Origin of the sequence: Corynebacterium pseudotuberculosis, assembly GCF_002155265.1 — a bacterium.
GTDB classification, from domain to species: Bacteria; Actinomycetota; Actinomycetes; order Mycobacteriales; family Mycobacteriaceae; genus Corynebacterium; species Corynebacterium pseudotuberculosis.
In genome coordinates this window covers 130,920-150,025 of record NZ_CP021251.1, presented here as the reverse complement: position 1 = coordinate 150,025, position 19,106 = coordinate 130,920, and the positions used below count along the sequence as shown (strand labels likewise).

The following is a 19,106-nucleotide window of genomic DNA, read 5'->3' as shown; positions in this document are numbered from 1 at the left end:
GAAGCCTAAAGCTGGCGCGCACCCAGCTGCTCTGCAAGTAGATCCATCGCAACGGTTAAAGCATCGCGGTGGTCACGTGTTACCGAGCCGCTCGCGGCCTCACGCACCATTTCCTCTTCCTCATCCTGGTCTGAAACGTTAGACGTTTCTACCGTAGTAGTTGGTTCCGTCGGCGAGGGCGGGGGTGTGTGCTTAGCAGGTTCTGGAAAGCCTTCATCAGCGGCATAACCATAGGGTTCCTCCGGCGGAGACCACTCCGCGGGGTCGGGCGCCCCAAAGTCATCTGGTTCTGGAGGTAGCGGCACGCCATCGGAAAACTCGGGACGCTTCGCCCGTTCTTCCGTTGCCTGGGCATTACGCGCCACGGCCTCCTGCCACCGCGACTTTGGCTTCTGCGTTGAAGGCGCCTCGGACACCGACTTAGGAACAGGCCGCTGAGGTGCCCGCTGCACGGACGCAGGCTGCACCGGCGCAGACTGCTCCGGTTTCTTCGGCGCATCATTTTCCGCCTCAGCCTGCCCACCGAGTGGAGCCGGAGTCCCCCATCCATCGGCTTTAGTTCCTTGCGTTGGAGGTTCTGTTCGCGGTGCACGCCGGGTTTCCCCACCAAGCGGCGCGGGGTCTCCCCATGTAGAAGCAGCACCACTGGGAGCATCGTGAACGGGTTCCGAGGGTTGTTCAACAGCAGGTGGCTGAGGATCCGGCTGTACTATATTTGGCTGTTTCTCTTGGTCGTCAACAGAAGACTCGGGAGTGACTGGCTCAGAAACAGCTGGCTCTGGGTTCCATGCTTTCTCTGGTTTAGGCTCGCTAAAACCCGCCGCGGCAGGATCTGTCCCAACAACGCAGTTGACAGCTACTTCCCGCCCTAGCTCAGCACGAATCACCTCCACAATGATGTCGTTATTTTTAGCGTCATTCAGCCTTTGAGCAAGGGGACCAGTATTATGCCCCAGGATCAGCGCCCCCTCGCGCATCCCCAGAACACGCGATTCAGCGAGCAAGATGCCGGCGACAGCGCTCTTCTTGTGCACCATCTTCCGCAGCGCCTCCCATCGCGCGCGAACATCCGCAGCAAAAGCGTCGTCATTGCTTATCGACGCCCCCTCTGCAACCCTTTCCGCCTCATCCGAAGGAGGGGTCGTAGACCCGGAAGGCTCAGGCGCCGGCAGTGGTTTCTCCGCCACTTGTTCTTTCGGCACCTCTTGTTTCTTAAGCGAAGCCTGCTTATCTGACGGTGCTGCTGGCTCAGCCTTGGCCTGAGGAGCCTCGTGTTGCAAGGCCTCACGCTGAGCTGCTTCTTCCTGCGCAGCTTTACGCTGGGCTGCCTCCCGGGCCATACGAATAGACTTGCGCTCGTATTTAGCAGGAATAGCAGCAGGTCCCGCAGCTTGTCCGCCCGTGGGAAGGCCGGAAGGCTGTGCATTACCTGGAGGGGGTGTGAGAGCTACACCTGTTGGAGCGCTAGGCAGCAGCATCTTTGCACACAGAATCTCCAATAGCAGGCGCGGAGACGTCGCCCCCTTCAAGCTACGGAGTCCGTCATTGACCAATGCGGCTAGCTGGGCTACTTCTCCCTGGTTAAAATCTGCAGCTTGAGCGCGCAAAACCTCCGCCCGGTCAGTCGGAGCATCCACAAGACCCAATTCAAAGGCATCTGGCACGGACTGCAAGACCATGAGATCACGCAAGCGATCAAGCAAGTCTGTGGCAAAGCGCCGAGGATCAAGCCCAGCCTCAACGGCGGCGTCGATGGTGGTAAACAGTGCTGCTTTGTCGTGCGAGCTCAGCGCTGTGACGGCGGCGTCGATAAGCGCATCATCAGTGGCGCCTAGTAGCAACCGCGCTGTCTCATAGTTCAGCCCCTGTGGTCCAGTTCCTGCAAGCAGCTGATCCAAAACGGAGAGGGTATCGCGAGGAGAACCGCCACCGGCTCGGATCACCATGGGATACACAGAATCCTCGACTAGTGCGCCCTCGCTGGCCACTGTGTTCTCTAGTAGACCGCGCATCGACTGCGGGGTAAGCAAGCGGAACGGATAATGATGTGTCCGCGACCGGATCGTGCCAATAACCTTCTCAGGCTCCGTGGTGGCAAAGATAAAAATCAGGTGCTCTGGTGGCTCCTCCACGATTTTGAGCAGGGCGTTAGCGCCCTGTGTGGTCACCATATGGGCCTCGTCGATGATGAAAATCCGGTAGCGCGACTCAGCCGGCGCGTACATGGCTCGATCGCGTAGCTCCCGCATATCATCAACGCTGTTATTACTTGCCGCATCAAGCTCAGTAACGTCGAGGTTCCCCGGCCCATTAGGCGCCAAAGAAATACATGAATTGCACTTGCCACACGGCGTTGACGTAGGGCCTTCGACGCAGTTCAATGAGCGCGCCATAATGCGCGCCGAGGAGGTCTTTCCGCAACCGCGCGGACCAGAAAACAGGTAGGCATGATTAATACGCCCGCTGTCCAAAGCCACAGACAACGGCTGAGTTACCTGTTCCTGCCCCACCACTTCAGCAAATGAAGCGGGGCGATACTTGCGATATAAAGCCACTGTCCCAGCCTACCTACCGTGTCCAATCCGTTAGATCCACGCCCTCATTACCTAGCGCTCGTTGCAACTCGGGGATCCCGTAGGTCGTAGCGTAATCGAATTCATGCTGTGTGAGCATAATAAGCTGCAGCAACGCCGTTAGCTGCGACGGTTCCGAATACTGTGGTACCTGGCCTCCCCACATGTACGGGGCCACGAATAGACCATGCTTGACGGTGCATCGATCCAGTGCATCCGTCATGCTGCCCAAGGCTGGCAAAAGCTGACCCGGCTGCGCAGGTATAGAGCCGCCAACGTTATCCAAAAAGATAGCTAATCGACGCAACACTTGAACCCCCACCTCCGTTTGGAACTGCCCGACAGTAAAGATCTCACTACGCACATCTACTTGGCCGCTGCCATCCCCCAACGTAAGACCAGTATCCACCCCGTTGAAATCAAGTGTGGTGGCTAAAACTTGCTGGTTTCCTACTTCCACAGTCCCTATATGAAAAGCCTCGCCATAAGAGGTCTCCGGCAGATGGATCGTCATGTCACCTGGGATAATTCCATCGATCCACACAGCCGTCTCTTCCAAGATCACTGCCTAGCCCACATCCCCTCGGGTTTTGTTATCCACAACATAGGGGTAGGAACACACCTACCCCTATGTGAGGATACATCCCTAAACGCGCTCTGCTAAGACCTTCTCTACGGCAGCAAGCAAAACGCAGGTAGCAAAGCCATCCATGGCTATCTCCAGTTCAGCGACTGGAGGAAGTGACGGGGCCAAACGAATATTTCGATTCCGTGGATCTTGATGCAACGGGAAGGAAGATCCAGCGCCCGTCAGTGCAATACCGGCTTGTTTAGCCAGGTCCACCACCCGAGACGCGGTCCCGTCCACCACATCAACAGAAATGAAATAACCGCCTACTGGCTTGCTCCACTCCGCAACCTGGTATTCCGACAAACGCGAATCGAGGATCTCTAACACCCTCTTAAATTTTGGAGCAAGTGAACCCGCGTGTTTGCGCATATGAGCACGCACTCCCTCGGCATTTCCAAAGAATTGTGCGTGAGCCAGCTGATTAATTTTATTTGGGCCGATACCCCGCACATCCGCATGCGCACCATACCAATCCAGATTCTCCTTGGAGGAAGCAAGGAAAGACACACCCGAACCAGCATGAGTGATCTTTGACGTGGAGCTCATAAACCAGAAACGATTTGGTTTTCCAGCGCGTTCAGCAAAATCTAGGACGTTATGCACTACCGGGAACTCATCAGTCAACGTGTGCACTGCGTAAGCGTTGTCCCAGATAATCCGAAAATCAGGTGCCGCAGTGGCCAATTCCGCCAATGCCCGGCAGGTCTCCTCACTGAAAGTAATTCCCGTGGGGTTGGCAAAAACAGGCACTGTCCACATGCCCTTAACCTGTGGGTCTTGAACCAACTCACGCACCACATCGAGGTCTGGGCCTTGGTCAGTCATGGGCACGCTAATCATCTCAAAACCAAAGTGCTCGGTGATAGTGAAGTGACGGTCGTAGCCTGGCACGGGGCACAGCCACTTAACAGTCTCCTCGTCCTTCCATGGGCGCTCCGAATCATTAGTGCCAAAAGCATAGGCATAAGAAATCAGATCGAACATGATATTCAGGCTGGATCCATCACCTGCAACCAGGTTCTCAGCGGGAAGACCCAAAACCTCAGCCCATAGTTCCCGAATATCCGCGATACCCGTTGCACCACCATAGTTACGGCAATCGGTGCCGTCTTTAGCGCGGAAATTCTCACCCGGAAGCGACAACAAAGCATTGGAAAAGTCCAGCTGTTCCGAAGAAGGCTTTCCACGAGTTAGGTCCAGCTTCAGATTCTCTGCCTTTAGGGCCTCGTACTTAGCGCTAATATCCTCGTGGAACTGCGCAAGGCGTTCAGCATCGAAATCAAGCAAAGACATGGATTTCCCTTTCCTCGGTGGGCTATGGGCGCACAATATTGGGGTGTGGGAACGCGCCGCCAATGGGCTATCCCTCACTGATTAAAAGAATAGACATCCCCACGCATTTGGGCATCCTTTTGTGACGTGAACTTTTACCTCCCACACTCCCCCTCTTTCTGCATATGCCTGGATATATCCGAGTCTGCATTTGATAGATGCGCATAGATTGTGCTCGAACGCGCACTTGGCAGAGTCAAAGATCAAAGCATAAAAAAGGGGACTCCGCACACCCGCCAGAGCCCGCTGACCCTTGCTGCATTCCTGCCCTGGGGGAGTTCACGGGATAAACGCCATGCGAAGTCCTGCCACATAGCGTAGCCCATACGTAGACCACCACGCAAAGAAACCCCTACCCAACAAGATTGGCAAGCACACATACGGCTTTATCATGCGATTTGTTACTTCATTACTCCACTGTGTATCATTTCCGGAGTAACACGGATTAACCGTGCATACGCTGGAGGATTCGACTAGCGGCCTATGTCACACGCCTGGAACGCGTGCGGGTTTCACGACCCTCGTGGGTTCAAATCCCACATCCTCCGCCATACAACCCCAGTTCATTGAACTGGGGTTTTGTTTTTGGATAGGGCTAGCCCCAAGAGCTGTCTTTGCCCCCTCAAGCAGCTAGTCCGTTTTATACTCAGTCAATGACCACATTCGATGTCACAGGAAAATTAGCGCTGGTCACAGGTTCAACGCGCGGTCTCGGCCGCACACTCGCTGCGGGCCTCATCAGCGCGGGCGCACACGTGATCGTGCATGGCTCCGACAAGCAGCGCGCCGCCACGGTGGCGGAGGAACTAGGAGCCTATGGCGCAATCGGTTGCCCACTGACAGACTCTCAAGCCACCAATGTCGCGATCTCAGAGATGCTGCAAGAGTACGGAACCCCGGATATTCTGGTGAATAACGCCGGTATTCAGCGCCGAAATCCTATCGAGCAGTTCGAGGACTCTGATTGGGATGACATCATCGGCGTAAATCTTTCCGGAGTCTTTCATGTGACAAAGCCAATCGCTGCAGCGATGAAGTCCGCTGGCCGGGGCAAAATCATCATGATTGGTTCTGTCCAGTCCCGTCTGGGTCGAGCCACCATCGCACCTTATTGTGCCACCAAGGGTGGTGTGGCAATGTTCGCACAAGGACTAGCCGCAGAGCTTTCTCCCCACAACATTCAGGTAAATACGCTCTCTCCTGGATACTTTGATACTGACATGAACGCGGCGTTGGTTGCTGATCCAGAGTTCACCGACTGGGTATCTAAACGCACTCCCGCAGGGCGTTGGGGCGACCCCCAAGAATTAGTCGGCCCTTTGCTTTTCCTGGCCAGTAACGCATCCTCCTTTGTTACTGGACAAAACCTTGCCGTAGACGGCGGAATGACAGCGGTGGTCTAGGAATGGCAAAAGAACATATGCACGCAGCTCTCATCAGCGGCGCTAAGCAGTTGGAAGTTACAACTCTCCCCTGCCCAACTCCTTCTCCCGGCGAGGTTCTAGTCACTGTCTCCTATGTTGGAATTTGCGGCTCTGATCTGCACTATTACCAGGATGGCGCGGTGGGAGCCTTTGAGGTTAGACAGCCTCTGGTTCCGGGCCATGAAATGTCGGGAACTCTGTCAGACGGGACTCCGGTCACTATCCACCCCGCGACTTTTGGCACGTGCATGGAAGGCATAGAGGATCACCCGCATTTGTGGCCTCATGGAGCGTACTTGGGCAGCGCTTCTACGTGGCCTCATACTCAGGGCGCAATGCAGGAGCAGTTGCTGGTGCGAGAAGACCAGATCCGTCGGTTGCCTGAGGGTGTCCCACTTAGGCGGGCGTCGCTCGCCGAGCCGCTCAGTGTGGGTCTCCACGCCATCACCGTGGCAGGGAGTGTGGAAGGAAAACATGTTCTCGTCTCCGGCGCCGGACCGATTGGTCAGCTAGCTGCCCTAGCAGCGGTGAACAAGGGCGCCGCAACGGTCACGATTTCAGATGTGGTGGATGGCCCCCTAGAGCGTGCACACGAGTCTTTGACTTGCGTGAATACCACGCGCACTCAGCTACACGATGAGTCTTTTGACGTAGTTTTAGAATGCGCCGGTGTCCCAGCAGCCACTACCGATGCACTCCGAGTGGTGCGACGCCGAGGAACTGTAGTCCAGGTAGGCATGCTGCCTAATCAACCGGTTGGCATAAATATGGCCCCGTTGGTTTCTAAAGAAGTGCTTCTGCGAGGCACCTTCCGTTTTCTTGATGAGGTCAACCAGGCAATCGAGATGCTGAAAGACCCTATGTTTGACAGCGTAATCACTCACGAGTTCCCGCTCTCCGATGTGGTCACGGCGTTTAATATCGCCGCCGACTCCCAGGTTTCTGGAAAGGTTGTGGTGAAGATTCCATGAGGATCATAGTGATGGGTGTTTCCGGCTCCGGCAAGACAACGGTGGGCACTATGCTGGCCTATAAACTGGAGATTCCTTACTTTGATGGTGATGATCTCCACCCGCAAGAAAATATCAACAAGATGGCACAGGGCTGTCCGCTTAACGACGCCGACCGCTGGCCCTGGCTAGCACGAGTCGGGGAATGGCTCGCTCACCAGCCTGAGGGCGGCGTCATCGGGTGTAGCGCGCTCAAGCGCAGTTATCGCGACTTGCTTCGCGCCCACTGCCCCGATGCTGTTTTTGTACATGTACATGGATCACGCGAGGTATTGCTTGCCCGTATGAACCGTCGAAAAGGGCACTTCATGCCCTCTTCCCTCTTGGATTCCCAGTTTGCCACCCTTGAGCCGCTAGAAAACGACGAAGTCGGCCGCGTCTTTGACGTGACCGACTCCCCGAATCAGATTGCTGCTAGTGCAAGTGAATGGATTAAAACGCGAGGCTAACTCCGTAGAAACCCAAGACAATAACAAAGCCAACGGCGCCCACCAGCGCCTGGTTCATTGTCCACGTACGTAAGGTTGTAGAGACGTCCATCCCCATGAGGCGTCCCACTAGCCAGAAGCCTGAGTCATTAACGTGACCAGCAAATACTGATCCTGCCGCAGAGGCTAACACCATCAGCGCAATCTGAAACTCATTAAATCCGCCGGCCGCCACCGCAGGAGCCATCAGGGCTGCCGCAGTGGTCAGCGCGACGGTTGCCGAGCCCTGCGCCAAACGCAGAATAGCGGCCACCAACCAGCATCCTACGATCACCGGAAGCCCTAGGTCAGACATCGAATCCGCCAATGCGCTGCCGATCCCGGATGTGCGCAACACCCCACCGAACATTCCGCCTGCGCCAGTAATCAGAACTACGGAGCAAATGGGGCCGAGGGCGCCGTCGAGAAGCTTCTCAAGCTGTTCCTTAGGCTCGCCGCGTCGAAGCCCCAAGAAGTACAGCGCAATCAGAGTGGAAATCAGCAATGCAATCGGTGTATTGCCCAAGAACTGCAGCACACGCACTGCCACCGAGGTCTTCTCCACCCAGCCTGCAGCAACTGCCATGCTCATCCCGGTATTTCCAAAAATCAACAGCATGGGCAAGAGCAACAGCGCCACCACTAACTTTGGCGATGCCGGGTTCTTAGGATCGGCCGCTTGTGGGCCGCCAGCCAGGATATCCGGCACAGGTAGCGGGTATTTGGCTCCCATTTTCTTACCCCACCACAAACCAGAAACTAGCCACGTAGGAATAGCTATCAGCAGGCCGAGCAACATCACAAGTCCAATGTCTGCGCTATAGAACTCAGCCGCGGAGATCGGCCCCGGGTGCGGTGGCAGATAAATGTGCATAACAGAGAACGCACCAGCCGCGGGAATACCATAAGCCAGCACCGGGCCTTTCAGGCGACGCGCCACTGCGAAAATGACCGGAAGCATCACAATCAAGCCAGCATCAAAGAAGATGGGGAAACCCATCACCAACGAGGCGACGCCCAGCGCAAAGGGGGCACGCCGCTCACCGCAACGCGCAACCAGTGCCTCTGCCAGGCTTTTTGCCCCGCCCGAGGTCTCAACAAGTCGTCCCAGCATCGCGCCCAAACCAACGAGCAACGCGACAGAAGCCAGCGTACTTCCAAATCCTTTAGTCATCGTGGACACGATTCCGTCCAGCGGTATACCCGAGGCAAGCGCAGTAAGGGCAGATACAACGATCAGTGTGAGAAACGCATGCAGCCTAAACACAATGACCAGGATCAAAATGAGCGCAATCGCGGCTGCTGCAATCCCCAGCAGCGGGCCGGCGCTCAATGTGGGAACCCAATTTTCCATTGGTTTTCTCCTTGAGGGAAGGTAAAAAGACCACCTAAATGTATGCCCTCTGCATTATTTCCAACAAAAGGGGTCCGCGAGTACAGACTTCCGTTTCTCAGCTACCCCTGCCCCTCAAGCCTGCATTTCCATAGACATAGGCCCTCACATCGCACGCAAAGAGGCGTTTTGTCTATGGAAATGCAGGCTTGAAGTCGGATTACGCAACAAAATGGGGGTGTTTCTTAAAACTCATCTAAAAACGTAGGGCTCGCGCGGTAAGGCATCGGGATCAAATTGCTCCAGAAGCTCCGGCAGCGTCTGCCCCTTAAGTCCCAAAGAATCGGCGACGTGCGGCAGTATGTCAGTCATCTCGCGAAATGTCACCGCGCCATCCCTTTTGGCCAGGCGCTTCCCTTGAGCATTAAGAACAAGAGGAACATGAATATATTGCGGACTTGAGTGCCCAAGCAGATGGGCTAAATAGGCCTGGCGCGGTGCGGAAGAAAGAAGATCGTCACCGCGTACTACCTGGTCAACACCCTGAGCAGCGTCATCGACAACTACCGCAAGGTTATAAGCCCAATCTGGTTGCTGCCCACCGCGTCGCAAGATCATGTCATCAACATCGCCTACGATATTGCCGCCATAATAATCATGAATACGCCAGGAGGCAGCGTTAGCACGCAAGCGCAAAGCAGGAACCCGCCCCTGCGCAGCGAGCTCTTGACGACGCTCCTCTCGAACCTCAGGCGAGAGGTTTCGGCAAGTACCGGGGTACTGGCCCGGGATGCTATGCGGTGCACGAGATGCCTCCTGAATATCCTTGCGCGAGCAATAACACTCATAGTGAGGAAGGCACCCCAGAGCCGCAAGATAACGATCATAATGATCGTGCTGGTAGGTAGGTTCTTCATCCCAATCGAGTCCAAGAGAAGCAAGATCCTCAAGCTGCCGCTGGGCAGATGCCAGTGAAGAGCGCTGTGTATCCACGTCCTCGATACGAATCAGGAAGCGCCTTCCTGATGACCGCGCAAAAAGCCACGCCAACACAGCGGTGCGCAAATTTCCAAAGTGTAGGTCACCACTAGGGCTCGGAGCATACCTACCTGCGGGCATAGTAACGACCCATAAACTCCGCTTTGTATTCCTCGTATGTGCCGTTATCAATGGATGCGCGGATATTATCCACAAGCTGCACCATAAAGGCCACATTGTGCATTGTGCACAACGTTCCAGCGAGGAATTCCTTTGCCTTTAACAGATGATTAATATACGCGCGAGTGTATTCCACGGTAGGACCACCGAACTCCGCATCGATAGGAGTGAAGTCTCGCTTGAACTTAGCGTTGGTCAAATTCATACGCCCATCCAGGGTGTACACGCCACCACGGCGTCCCAAGCGCGTGGGGGCCACGCAATCAAAGGTGTCAGCCCCAGCCTCAATAGCTGTAAATAGATCGTCTGGTTCACTGATACCAAGAAGGTGACGCGGCTTCTCCTTAGGAATCTCGTCGCAGACCCAGCCGACGATAGTGCCCAGATTTTCTTTTTCTAATGCGCCGCCGATACCAAATCCGCCAAACCCGCGGCGTCCTGCAGCTTCCGCTTGATCATTCAGCTCAAGCAGACCGCGGATAGCCTTTCTGCGCAAATCCTCATACTGAGCTCCTTGGACTACGCCCCACAGCGACTGCAGCGGCTTGCCCACCCGCTCGTTGGTCAGGCGGTCATGTTCAATAAGGCAGCGCTCTGCCCATCGATGCGTACGCGCAACCGAATTCACCTGATAGTCACGCGTATCTATCAAGGTCGTGAGCTCATCAAAGGCGAACATAATGTCCGCACCAAGCCCATGCTGTATCTGCATGGAAACCTCAGGAGTAAAGCGATGGCGAGACCCGTTGAGCACACTGCGAAAGTCCACGCCGTCCTCATCTACTTTGGCCATGCGCTCGCGCTTCTTCGCCCGGATGTCGGCTTCTTCATAGCCTTTAACGTCCATGGCCAAGACCTTTTTAAAACCGACCCCTAGGCTCATCACTTGGAATCCACCCGAATCGGTATAGGTAGGGCCATTCCAGTTTTCAAAGGCAGCAACGCCGCCGGCCTCATCCACTACGTCGTGACCTGGCTGCAGATAAAGATGATAAGCGTTGGACAGGATGGCCTGAGCACCGGTCGAACGAATCTGCGGCGGTGTCAGTGTTTTAACCGTTGCCTTCGTAGCCACTGGGATGAAGGCGGGCGTAGCGATATCGCCATGCGGTGTATGGATAACACCAGTGCGGCCATGCCGACCCGGCTCATCATACAGTTCAGTTTTCAGCTCAAAGGTTGTGTCCATAGCCTGCTAGTTTAGCTAATCCACCAGTCAAACTAAGACTCGCACCTTCTATGCGTCCTTGCGGGTTCCCTGTTGCACAGAATGTTCCCGTTCCAAAGCAGCACCCTCAACGTCAAGGTGTGGCAATACCTTGTCCAACCATCGAGGGATATGCCATGTGCTACGCCCCATAAGGAACATAGCCGCGGGAACAAAGGCCATGCGGATGAGGAAGGCGTCGAAAAGCACTCCCGCGCCCAACGCGAACCCGAAAATTTTAATAAACGGCAAGGGCTGCCCAATAAAAGCAACAAAGACAGCAATCATAATCAGCGCCGCAGCCGTAACTACTCGAGCGCTGGAAGCAAAACCCTCCACAACAGATTCTTCCATCGCGTTGTATCGGCTCCCCGGGCTCGCTGTTCCGCCGCTGTGCGTGTAATGCTCACGCATCGCCGAGACAAGAAATACCTGGTAGTCCATAGCCAGACCAAAGCACACGCCAATGAGGAAGATTGGCATAAACGCGATAATCGGTCCCGGAGTAGAGACGAATCCCCACAAGCCCTGTTGCCAGAACAAGACTGTCACGCCAAATGCCGCGCCCACGGACAACAAGAATCCCAGACCCGCGACTATGGGCACCCAGAAACTACGGAAAATCACCATCAGGAGGATGATCGCCAACCCCACCACGATGGCTAGATACAGCGGCATGACACCGGAAAGCCTGTTGGTCACGTCCTGTTGAACAGGCACTAGCCCCGTGATACCCGACTCCACTCCCGTTGCAGACTCCACCTCGCGCTGCTGAGTGAGCAGCGAGTTTATGAGCTCTTTAGTCGCATCATCCTCTGGTGAAGTCTTAGGCGTAAGGAGTAACTGAGCCGCCAAGCCATCCTGTGATAATCCCACAATCTGAACATGCTTCACATTCGCGTTAACGGAATACTTCTGCACTATGTACTGATAACTAGCATTTGCCGCTGCTTTACCACGCGACTCCTCATCCGTAGGATTCTGCGCACGGATCAAAGGATCCAGTGCCACCGACTCTGGATTTGCATGGTGCGCATCAACCACAACAAGGAACGGCGAGTTGATGCCCGGGCCAAAAGCCTCAGCCATAATATCGGCCTGCTTACGCTGTGTGGTATCAAGCTCAGACTGAGTATCTGAAGGCAAAGACAAATGCAGCTGTAGGGCTGGGAGCGTTAAAGCTCCTAGACCGATCACAGTCACGGCAATCACCACACCAGGCACTTTGTGCACAAATTCCGCCCAGCGTCGGCCCATAGTCCGCTTCGGAGCAACACGTGTTTTTTTGCGCCAACGGATTTTTCCCTTAAACACCTTATCGCCCAGTAGCCCTAATAGAGCCGGTACGAGGGTGAGGGCAATGAGGACAGAAATAAATACAGTAAACGCTGCCGCAAATCCCATATAGGCAAGGAAAGGGATATTAGCCACGGCCAAAGCCACCAAAGCAATGATTACCGTGAGGCCGGCAAAAACCACGGCTGAACCGGCTGTTCCTACAGCCATCCCCGCGGCTTCCTCACGAGTGCGAGTAAGTAATTCATGCCGATATCGGAAGATAATAAATAGGGAGTAATCAATTCCCACGGCCAGGCCAATCATCACGGCCAAGACAGGTGTCACGTTATTAAGAGACACCCACGCAGTGGCCAACATGATGGACAAAGATCCAATACCAACACCAATGATGGCTGTGAGAAGCGGCAAACCAGCAGCGACAAGCGCGCCGAAAGTGACCATCAGGATGATGGCGGCTACAGCCACACCGATAACCTCCGAAGTGGAAGTAATCACGATCGGATCGCCAAACCCCGCCCCTCCGGCTTCCACTGTGAGGCCTTCCGAACGCCCCACATCGAGCGCCGCATTGATCGCGGCACGCTGTTCCTTGGTCACATTTGCCGGCAGTGGAACATCCAGTGAGAAGGTCGTGTACCCCACAGCACCATCTGCGGAAATCAAGCTTAAGTTATCTGCATCTTTGCGAGCGGTCTCCTCGGGGACTCCATTAGCCACCATTTGGTCGATTACGCCCTGCTGCAGCAAGGGATTCAAGGTGACGGGATTACCGTACCGTTGCGTATCCACGATCCCCTGGAGATGCTCATTGAGATACGCTAAGACATCATCAACAGCTTTCTTATTTTGGGGTTCTTCAAGGCGCTCACCATCAGGAGCCTTGAAAACAATATTGACCCCGGTTCCCTGTAGGGGATTTTTTAACTCAGGAAAATTCTTGAGGTAAAGCTCCGTGGCCTTTTTCGCCGGCGTGTTATTGATTGTAAATAAATCATTAAATCCTGCTTGAAACGCCACAGCTGAACCACCCACAGCAGCAAGCACTACGAGCCAGATTGATATGACCAACCATTTAGCTCGAAACGACCACTTGCCAATTCGATAGAGCAGTTTTGCCACCGACGAACTCCTAACCAGCACACGCCCACACGAATCGACCCCCGTGAAAGCTTCTTTATCACTCAACTCTACCGGTCAAGATTCCAACGGACCCATATGTGCGCTATGTGTGGTCTTTAATCCCAACGTTCGCAGAAACGGCAAAACTTGTGAAGACCCGGTGCTGATCCTGCATTTCCATAGACAAAGAGGCCCTATGCGGCGGGATTTGGCCTCTTTGTCTATGGAAATGCAGGCTGCCAAGGGCTGTAGCTCAAAAACAGGCTGTTTTTCGGGATAAAAGGCCCCATCAATATGACAAAAGGTCGGTATCCAAGAGATACCGACCTTATCACCCATCTCTGATGGGACTGGCGGTAGCGGCGGGATTTGAACCCGCGGTTGGGGGTTACCCAACACTCGCTTTCGAGGCGAGCACCTTCGGCCGCTCGGACACGCTACCGCGATTTACAGTAGCCAACCGTTTAGGTTTAACGCAAACCCTCAAAAAAATGGGTCACCAGTGCGGCGCACTCATCCTGGAGAATTCCACCACGAACCTCCGGCACATGTAACACAGCAGGATCTCGCACCACGTCAAAGGCTGAGCCGCAAGCACCGGTTTTGGGCTCATAAGCTCCAAAGAAAATTCGGCCAATGCGCGCCCCCACCAATGCACCCGCGCACATCGTGCATGGTTCCAACGTGACGGCCAGGGTGCAATCGGTGAGTCGCCAACCGTCATCATGGTTGGCGACTGCCTCGCGAATCGCCATGATTTCAGCATGCCCCAGCGGGTCCCTGTCCGCTTCCCGACGATTCACGCCCCGCCCCAGCACCTCACCATCAGGGCCAAAGATCACGGCACCAACAGGAATATCCCCCGGAGGTGTGGCCTGCGCCTGAATGATGGCCTGGCGCATAAGAGATTGGGCGTCGATAAGCATGCGGTGCGCTGGCAAGCTCACAGCGCGTCGTCGAGTTCCTCGTCGCAACCCAGTTCCTCTGCGATCCGCTGGAGTTGCTCCGAAGCCCACCAATCCGTCTCGTCTGTGATCACAGACATAATCTGTTCGCCCACGCCCAGGTCCGCAAGAATATCAAAATCACCCTCAGCATAGGGGGCGTCGTCTGCATCCGGAAGGTCCGCATCCAGCTCATCCAGAATCTCTGAAGCAAAATCATCTTCCACAGCAGCGGTGGCATCCGAGATCAACAAACGCACGCTCTGAGGGGTCGGGCGCACCAGCACAAAATAATCATCGTCCACGCTGAGCATGGCAAACGCAGCGCCCTCAGCACGTAAAGAACGCACAGCGTTAATGGAGGTCTGCAGGGAGGAAAAATCGTCCTTAAAGACGCGGACCTGCCAGGCGGCGTCTACGCGCGCAACCGTCACAGCGAAATCTGACTTCATACCGCATAACCGTAGTCGGGTATGCCACACTTGTCAGGTGACCATCAATGAAGTTTCTCGCCCCGTCTGTATCCTAGGCCTCGGACTCATCGGAGGCTCTTTACTTCGCGCCCTTAAAGAGACTGGCCTGCCGGCCTTCGGGTTCAACCGATCCCCCTCCGCCGCCCGTGCCGCAGAGAAAGAGGGCTATGACGTTCACTCCGACCTCATAGAGACTCTCCAGCGTGCGGAACTTGAAAACGCGTTGATCGTCCTTGCCACCCCCATGCCAGCAATTGACTCACTCTTAGAGGCCATACAAAAGCATGCTCCTAGCTGTGGATTCACGGATGTTGTGAGCGTTAAAGGGGAAGTCTACGAGCTGGTATGCGCGCGCGGTCTTACCCATAAATACGTGGGTGGTCACCCTATGGCAGGGACCGCTAACAGCGGTTGGGAGGCGTCCTACCCTGAGCTTTTCCGCCGCGCACCGTGGGTTGTCACCTTTGATCACGCATGCGACGGTGCGGGTCCCGAGTGGATTCAATTGTGGACCGACGTGGTCAATATGGCTTCTAGCGTAGGAGCTGAAGTTATTCCGTCACGGGTAAGCAGCCACGATGCGGCAGTCGCGCGCATCTCGCATCTTCCTCATGTCTTTGCGGAAACCCTGGCAATTGTTGGGGATAATGGGGGCGCCCTCGCGTTGTCCCTGGCAGCGGGGAGCTTCCGTGATTCCACGCGGGTGGCTGGCTCCGCGCCTTCCCTGGTGAGAGCCATGTGTGAGACCAACGCGGAAGCGCTATTAACCGCACTCGATGAGGCCCTGGTATTGCTTAACGACGCCCGCGCGCATCTCGCAGAAAAGCGTCCCAGCATCGAGGAGCTCGTAGACGTAGGATACCGCTCTCGTATCCGCTTTGAAGCCCGTTCGGGCGCAAATGCACCCGAACATGTCGGGCCAATTTCGATCTCTCACCGACCCGTATTCCGGCTGCAACCAGGTGTGCGCGATTGGGTCAGCCAGCTGATTCAGGCCGAGGGGCTAGGCGCGAGAATCGAGGTATTTTAAGCACTGTATTTTAAGCGCCAGTCCCGTCAGCGTCCTATCTCGCGCAACCATTCCTCATGCAACCGAGTTTCGCCCGCCGACTCCGGATGGAAAGCATATGCATGTATCAATCCCTGCTTCACTCCCACCACTCGACCTCCCACACGCGCGGTCACCTCAACGTCTGAACCCCACGAGATGATCTCCGGCGCCCGGATAAAGGACACATCGGCCTCTATCCGATCAAATACGCGTATTCGGGTATCAAAGGAGTCGGTCTGCCTGCCAAAAGCATTTCTCCGCACAACTGCGTCCAAGCATCCAAGACTGCGCTGACCTGGAGCGGGATTTTCTACCTGCCCCAGGTAAATCAGCCCCGCGCAGGTAGCAAAAACTGGCAGCCCCGCCCCAATAGATTGGGCAAGTGGCTCTGCCAGGCCCAAGGCACGGGCTAGTTTATCGATCACCGAGGACTCGCCACCGGGAATCACTAGCCCTTTAAGCCCCTCAAGGTCTTGGGCAACGCGCACGCGACGCGTTTTTGCTCCACAACGAGATAAAACCGCGATATGCTCGGCAAACCCGCCTTGAAGGGCAAGAACTCCAATTACCATCCTCGTTCTGCAAGCCTGTGAGGAGCAGGAACATCTGCTACGTTGATGCCCACCATGGCTTCGCCCAGTCCGCGTGAGACTTCTGCGAGCGCTGCGGGATCGTCATAAAGCGTGGTTGCTTTAACAATGGCGGCAGCACGAGCGGCGGGGTTGCCGGATTTGAAGATCCCGGAGCCTACAAACACGCCTTCGGCACCCATTTGCATGACCAGGGCGGCGTCGGCAGGCGTTGCCACGCCACCGGCTACGAACATCACAACGGGCAGCTTGCCTGTTTCTGCGACTTCTTTTACTAGTTCATAAGGCGCCTGAAGTTCTTTAGCGGCCACGTAGAGCTCATCGGCGTCCATGCTGCGCAAGCGGTTGATGTCGCCACGAATGGTCCGCAAGTGCTTGACTGCCTCGGAGACATCGCCGGTACCGGCCTCTCCTTTAGAGCGAATCATCGCAGCCCCCTCAGTAACTCGGCGCAGTGCCTCCCCAAGATTGGTAGCGCCACAAACAAACGGTACTTTGAAGTTCCATTTATCAATGTGGTTGGTGTAATCCGCGGGGCTGAGAACCTCGGATTCATCAATGAAGTCCACCCCTAAGGACTCAAGAATCTGAGCCTCTACAAAATGCCCGATGCGAGCTTTCGCCATAACAGGAATGGATACGGCGTTGACGATCCCCTCAATCAAATCGGGATCGCTCATTCGGGCTACTCCGCCTTGTGAGCGGATATCAGCTGGTACGCGTTCAAGCGCCATCACCGCGGAAGCTCCAGCATCCTCTGCGATTCGAGCTTGCTCGGGAGTAACCACGTCCATGATTACACCGCCCTTGAGCATATCTGCGAGACCGCGTTTGACTCGGTGAGTGGCCGTAGAAGTTTGTGTTTCAGTCATGTGTTCCATCCAAGCCCACAAAAGTGGCCTACTGCCAGATCCAAATAATGCATGTTGCAATGTACCACTTTTCAAAAGAAGATAAGCGCATGCGATCAGAACTAGTCACCCACCTTCCCATCGCCGTGGACTCTTCATCATCGCAACCGCTCCCGGTTCAGATCACCTCCCATATCCGGTCTTTGGTGTCTCAAAAAATCATCGCGCCCGGCGATCATATCCCCAGTTCACGCTCACTCGCCGCCCAGTTGGGGGTCTCCCGAGGAACAGTCCTGGCAGCCTATGAACAACTCTCCGCCGAGGGATATCTCCTTGCAGCGCATGGATCAGGAACCATGATCAATCCTCACCTAGCGGCCCCCCAACCCCCGCCACCCCCAATCGGCCACACCCTCCGCCCACCTTCACCTCCCCCCTTACTTAACCTGGAACCGGGCATCCCAGACACGGCCACGCTCGCCGATTCCTCATGGCGTGCGTCCTGGCGAGCCGCATGCTCAACCCCACCGGCGACATCTGACCCCCTCGGGCTCCCGCGACTCCGCGCAGAGATCTCAGAACACCTGCGCCGTATGCGCGGCCTGATCGCAGACCCTGAGCATATAGTCGTCACGGCCGGTGCCCGCGAGGGGCTCAGCCTCCTCCTCACAGCATCTCAGCGTCGCCTGACTATCGGGGTGGAATCTCCGGGATATCCCAGCCTTCGGCGTATACCGCACGCCTTGGGGCATCGCACAAGCAATGTGACCACAGACAAGCAAGGGCTCAACCCGGATTCCCTCCACAAGGGCCTTGATGCCGTGCTGGTCACCCCAAGCCACCAATACCCTCATGGCGGCTCGCTCTCGGCGACACGACGCACAGCACTCTCAGCGTGGGCCAGTGACACAGACTCCCTTATCATCGAAGACGACTTTGATTCCGAGCTGCGCTACGTTGGCATGCCACTTCCCGCTTTAACAGCCATCAATCCCGAGCATGCCGTCCTTTTGGGCACGTTCTCCTCCGTGATCGCTCCGCAAGTGGCTACCGGGTATATTGTTGCGCCACCCCATATGATCAGTGTCTTGCGCAATTTACGCACCGCACTAGGCCAACCGGTGAGCATGATTACACAGGATGCGATTGCTCGCTACCTGGCCACGGGAGCCTTACGACGCCGCACCCAACGGCTCAGGCGCATCTACCGCCGTCGGCGCGAAATGGTATCCACGCAGCTCGGTCATCTCAGTTCCTCAGAGTTACACCCCATTGACGGCGGCCTCCATGCGGTTCTCTCATGTCAGCGCCCCGAGGCGGAAATCATAACGGATTGCGCTAATCGAGGCATTCACGTTGTTGGGCTCTCCAACTATTGGGGAGGAACCGACGGAAACATTACCCCCGGTGCCAATCATGACAATGGCATTGTCTTCGGCTTCGGCTGTCATGATGATAATACCCTGAGAGAAGCTCTGGACATCCTGGCAGAGATTGTCCAATAGGCGCGGAGGCGTGAACGAATTTTCCGACATTACCCCCTTTCCCCGTACCACGGATCAAAGAGTTTCTCCTGGAAAAACCGCACACAGAAAACCTTGATCTAAAAATTTTTGCAAATCGAAACCGATTTAGCTATACTTA

The 19,106-nt window shown here is 55.5% G+C and carries 16 protein-coding genes, 2 tRNA genes and 1 other RNA gene; 6 read left to right on the top strand and 13 right to left on the bottom strand.

Annotated features, from left to right (window positions below; all coding sequences use genetic code 11):
- Positions 1 to 5: 5 nt before the first annotated feature.
- The 4 genes from CpATCC19410_RS00765 to ffs all read right to left on the bottom strand — a co-directional run bounded on the left by CpATCC19410_RS00765 (position 6) and on the right by ffs (position 4,846).
- The gene (locus CpATCC19410_RS00765) at positions 6 to 2,555 is read right to left on the bottom strand and encodes a DNA polymerase III subunit gamma and tau (protein ID WP_013241005.1); all 2,550 of its coding nucleotides are present in this window, start codon (positions 2,553 to 2,555) and stop codon (positions 6 to 8) included.
- A 13-nt stretch (positions 2,556 to 2,568) separates the two neighbouring features.
- Positions 2,569 to 3,138: a suppressor of fused domain protein gene (locus tag CpATCC19410_RS00760; RefSeq protein WP_013241004.1), complete on the bottom strand. Its 570-nt coding sequence runs from the start codon at positions 3,136 to 3,138 to the stop codon at positions 2,569 to 2,571.
- 81 nt (positions 3,139 to 3,219) lie between these two features.
- The gene (locus CpATCC19410_RS00755; protein WP_013241003.1) at positions 3,220 to 4,497 is read right to left on the bottom strand and encodes an aspartate aminotransferase type Ic; all 1,278 of its coding nucleotides are present in this window, start codon (positions 4,495 to 4,497) and stop codon (positions 3,220 to 3,222) included.
- 252 nt (positions 4,498 to 4,749) lie between these two features.
- An RNA gene (ffs, locus tag CpATCC19410_RS00750) (signal recognition particle sRNA small type) lies at positions 4,750 to 4,846 on the bottom strand.
- Between the two features lie 152 nt (positions 4,847 to 4,998).
- On the opposite strand from ffs, the gene CpATCC19410_RS00745 reads away from it, so the two are divergent.
- From CpATCC19410_RS00745 to CpATCC19410_RS00730, 4 genes are all read left to right on the top strand, one after another.
- Positions 4,999 to 5,087, top strand: a tRNA-Ser gene (locus CpATCC19410_RS00745).
- Between the two features lie 102 nt (positions 5,088 to 5,189).
- Complete coding sequence (locus CpATCC19410_RS00740; RefSeq protein WP_013241002.1) at positions 5,190 to 5,939, top strand: SDR family oxidoreductase; 750 nt, start codon at positions 5,190 to 5,192, stop codon at positions 5,937 to 5,939.
- A 17-nt stretch (positions 5,940 to 5,956) separates the two neighbouring features.
- Positions 5,957 to 6,931 carry a zinc-binding dehydrogenase gene (locus CpATCC19410_RS00735; protein ID WP_014400920.1) on the top strand — a complete coding sequence of 325 codons (975 nt, stop codon included), beginning with the start codon at positions 5,957 to 5,959 and terminating at the stop codon, positions 6,929 to 6,931.
- On the top strand, positions 6,928 to 7,419 hold the full coding sequence (locus CpATCC19410_RS00730; protein ID WP_013241000.1) for a gluconokinase: 492 nt from the start codon (positions 6,928 to 6,930) through the stop codon (positions 7,417 to 7,419). Before CpATCC19410_RS00735 ends, CpATCC19410_RS00730 begins: the two co-directional genes overlap by 4 nt.
- On the opposite strand, the gene CpATCC19410_RS00725 is transcribed toward CpATCC19410_RS00730, so the two are convergent.
- The 7 genes from CpATCC19410_RS00725 to CpATCC19410_RS00695 all read right to left on the bottom strand — a co-directional run bounded on the left by CpATCC19410_RS00725 (position 7,403) and on the right by CpATCC19410_RS00695 (position 14,949).
- A complete protein-coding gene (locus tag CpATCC19410_RS00725; protein ID WP_013240999.1) occupies positions 7,403 to 8,791 on the bottom strand; it encodes a GntP family permease in 1,389 nt (462 codons plus the stop codon). The two genes, CpATCC19410_RS00730 and CpATCC19410_RS00725, sit on opposite strands and share 17 nt — an antisense overlap.
- Positions 8,792 to 9,022: 231 nt before the next feature.
- Positions 9,023 to 9,889: a tRNA glutamyl-Q(34) synthetase GluQRS gene (gene gluQRS, locus CpATCC19410_RS00720; protein WP_013240998.1), complete on the bottom strand. Its 867-nt coding sequence runs from the start codon at positions 9,887 to 9,889 to the stop codon at positions 9,023 to 9,025.
- Entirely contained in the window at positions 9,876 to 11,117 is a 1,242-nt protein-coding gene (tgt, locus tag CpATCC19410_RS00715) for a tRNA guanosine(34) transglycosylase Tgt (RefSeq protein ID WP_013240997.1), read from the bottom strand. The genes gluQRS and tgt overlap by 14 nt, the downstream gene beginning before the upstream one ends.
- Before the next feature lie 48 nt (positions 11,118 to 11,165).
- On the bottom strand, positions 11,166 to 13,553 hold the full coding sequence (locus tag CpATCC19410_RS00710; RefSeq protein WP_013240996.1) for an MMPL family transporter: 2,388 nt from the start codon (positions 13,551 to 13,553) through the stop codon (positions 11,166 to 11,168).
- A 351-nt stretch (positions 13,554 to 13,904) separates the two neighbouring features.
- Positions 13,905 to 13,995 (bottom strand) — tRNA-Ser (locus CpATCC19410_RS00705).
- Positions 13,996 to 14,023: 28 nt separating this feature from the next.
- Complete coding sequence (locus CpATCC19410_RS00700) at positions 14,024 to 14,479, bottom strand: nucleoside deaminase (protein ID WP_014366329.1); 456 nt, start codon at positions 14,477 to 14,479, stop codon at positions 14,024 to 14,026.
- Between the two features lie 17 nt (positions 14,480 to 14,496).
- Positions 14,497 to 14,949, bottom strand: a complete 453-nt coding sequence (locus tag CpATCC19410_RS00695) for a tRNA adenosine deaminase-associated protein (protein ID WP_014300394.1) — start codon at positions 14,947 to 14,949, stop codon at positions 14,497 to 14,499.
- 37 nt (positions 14,950 to 14,986) lie between these two features.
- Here CpATCC19410_RS00695 and CpATCC19410_RS00690 point away from each other — a divergent pair, with 37 nt between their 5' ends.
- The gene (locus CpATCC19410_RS00690; RefSeq protein WP_014300393.1) at positions 14,987 to 16,000 is read left to right on the top strand and encodes a prephenate dehydrogenase; all 1,014 of its coding nucleotides are present in this window, start codon (positions 14,987 to 14,989) and stop codon (positions 15,998 to 16,000) included.
- 26 nt (positions 16,001 to 16,026) lie between these two features.
- On the opposite strand, the gene pdxT is transcribed toward CpATCC19410_RS00690, so the two are convergent.
- Positions 16,027 to 16,593, bottom strand: a complete 567-nt coding sequence (gene pdxT, locus CpATCC19410_RS00685; RefSeq protein ID WP_013240993.1) for a pyridoxal 5'-phosphate synthase glutaminase subunit PdxT — start codon at positions 16,591 to 16,593, stop codon at positions 16,027 to 16,029.
- Positions 16,587 to 17,483 carry a pyridoxal 5'-phosphate synthase lyase subunit PdxS gene (gene pdxS, locus CpATCC19410_RS00680; RefSeq protein ID WP_014400916.1) on the bottom strand — a complete coding sequence of 299 codons (897 nt, stop codon included), beginning with the start codon at positions 17,481 to 17,483 and terminating at the stop codon, positions 16,587 to 16,589. Before pdxS ends, pdxT begins: the two co-directional genes overlap by 7 nt.
- An 89-nt stretch (positions 17,484 to 17,572) precedes the next feature.
- On the opposite strand from pdxS, the gene pdxR reads away from it, so the two are divergent.
- Positions 17,573 to 18,967 carry a MocR-like pyridoxine biosynthesis transcription factor PdxR gene (pdxR, locus tag CpATCC19410_RS00675; RefSeq protein ID WP_014522086.1) on the top strand — a complete coding sequence of 465 codons (1,395 nt, stop codon included), beginning with the start codon at positions 17,573 to 17,575 and terminating at the stop codon, positions 18,965 to 18,967.
- Positions 18,968 to 19,106 lie beyond the last annotated feature (139 nt).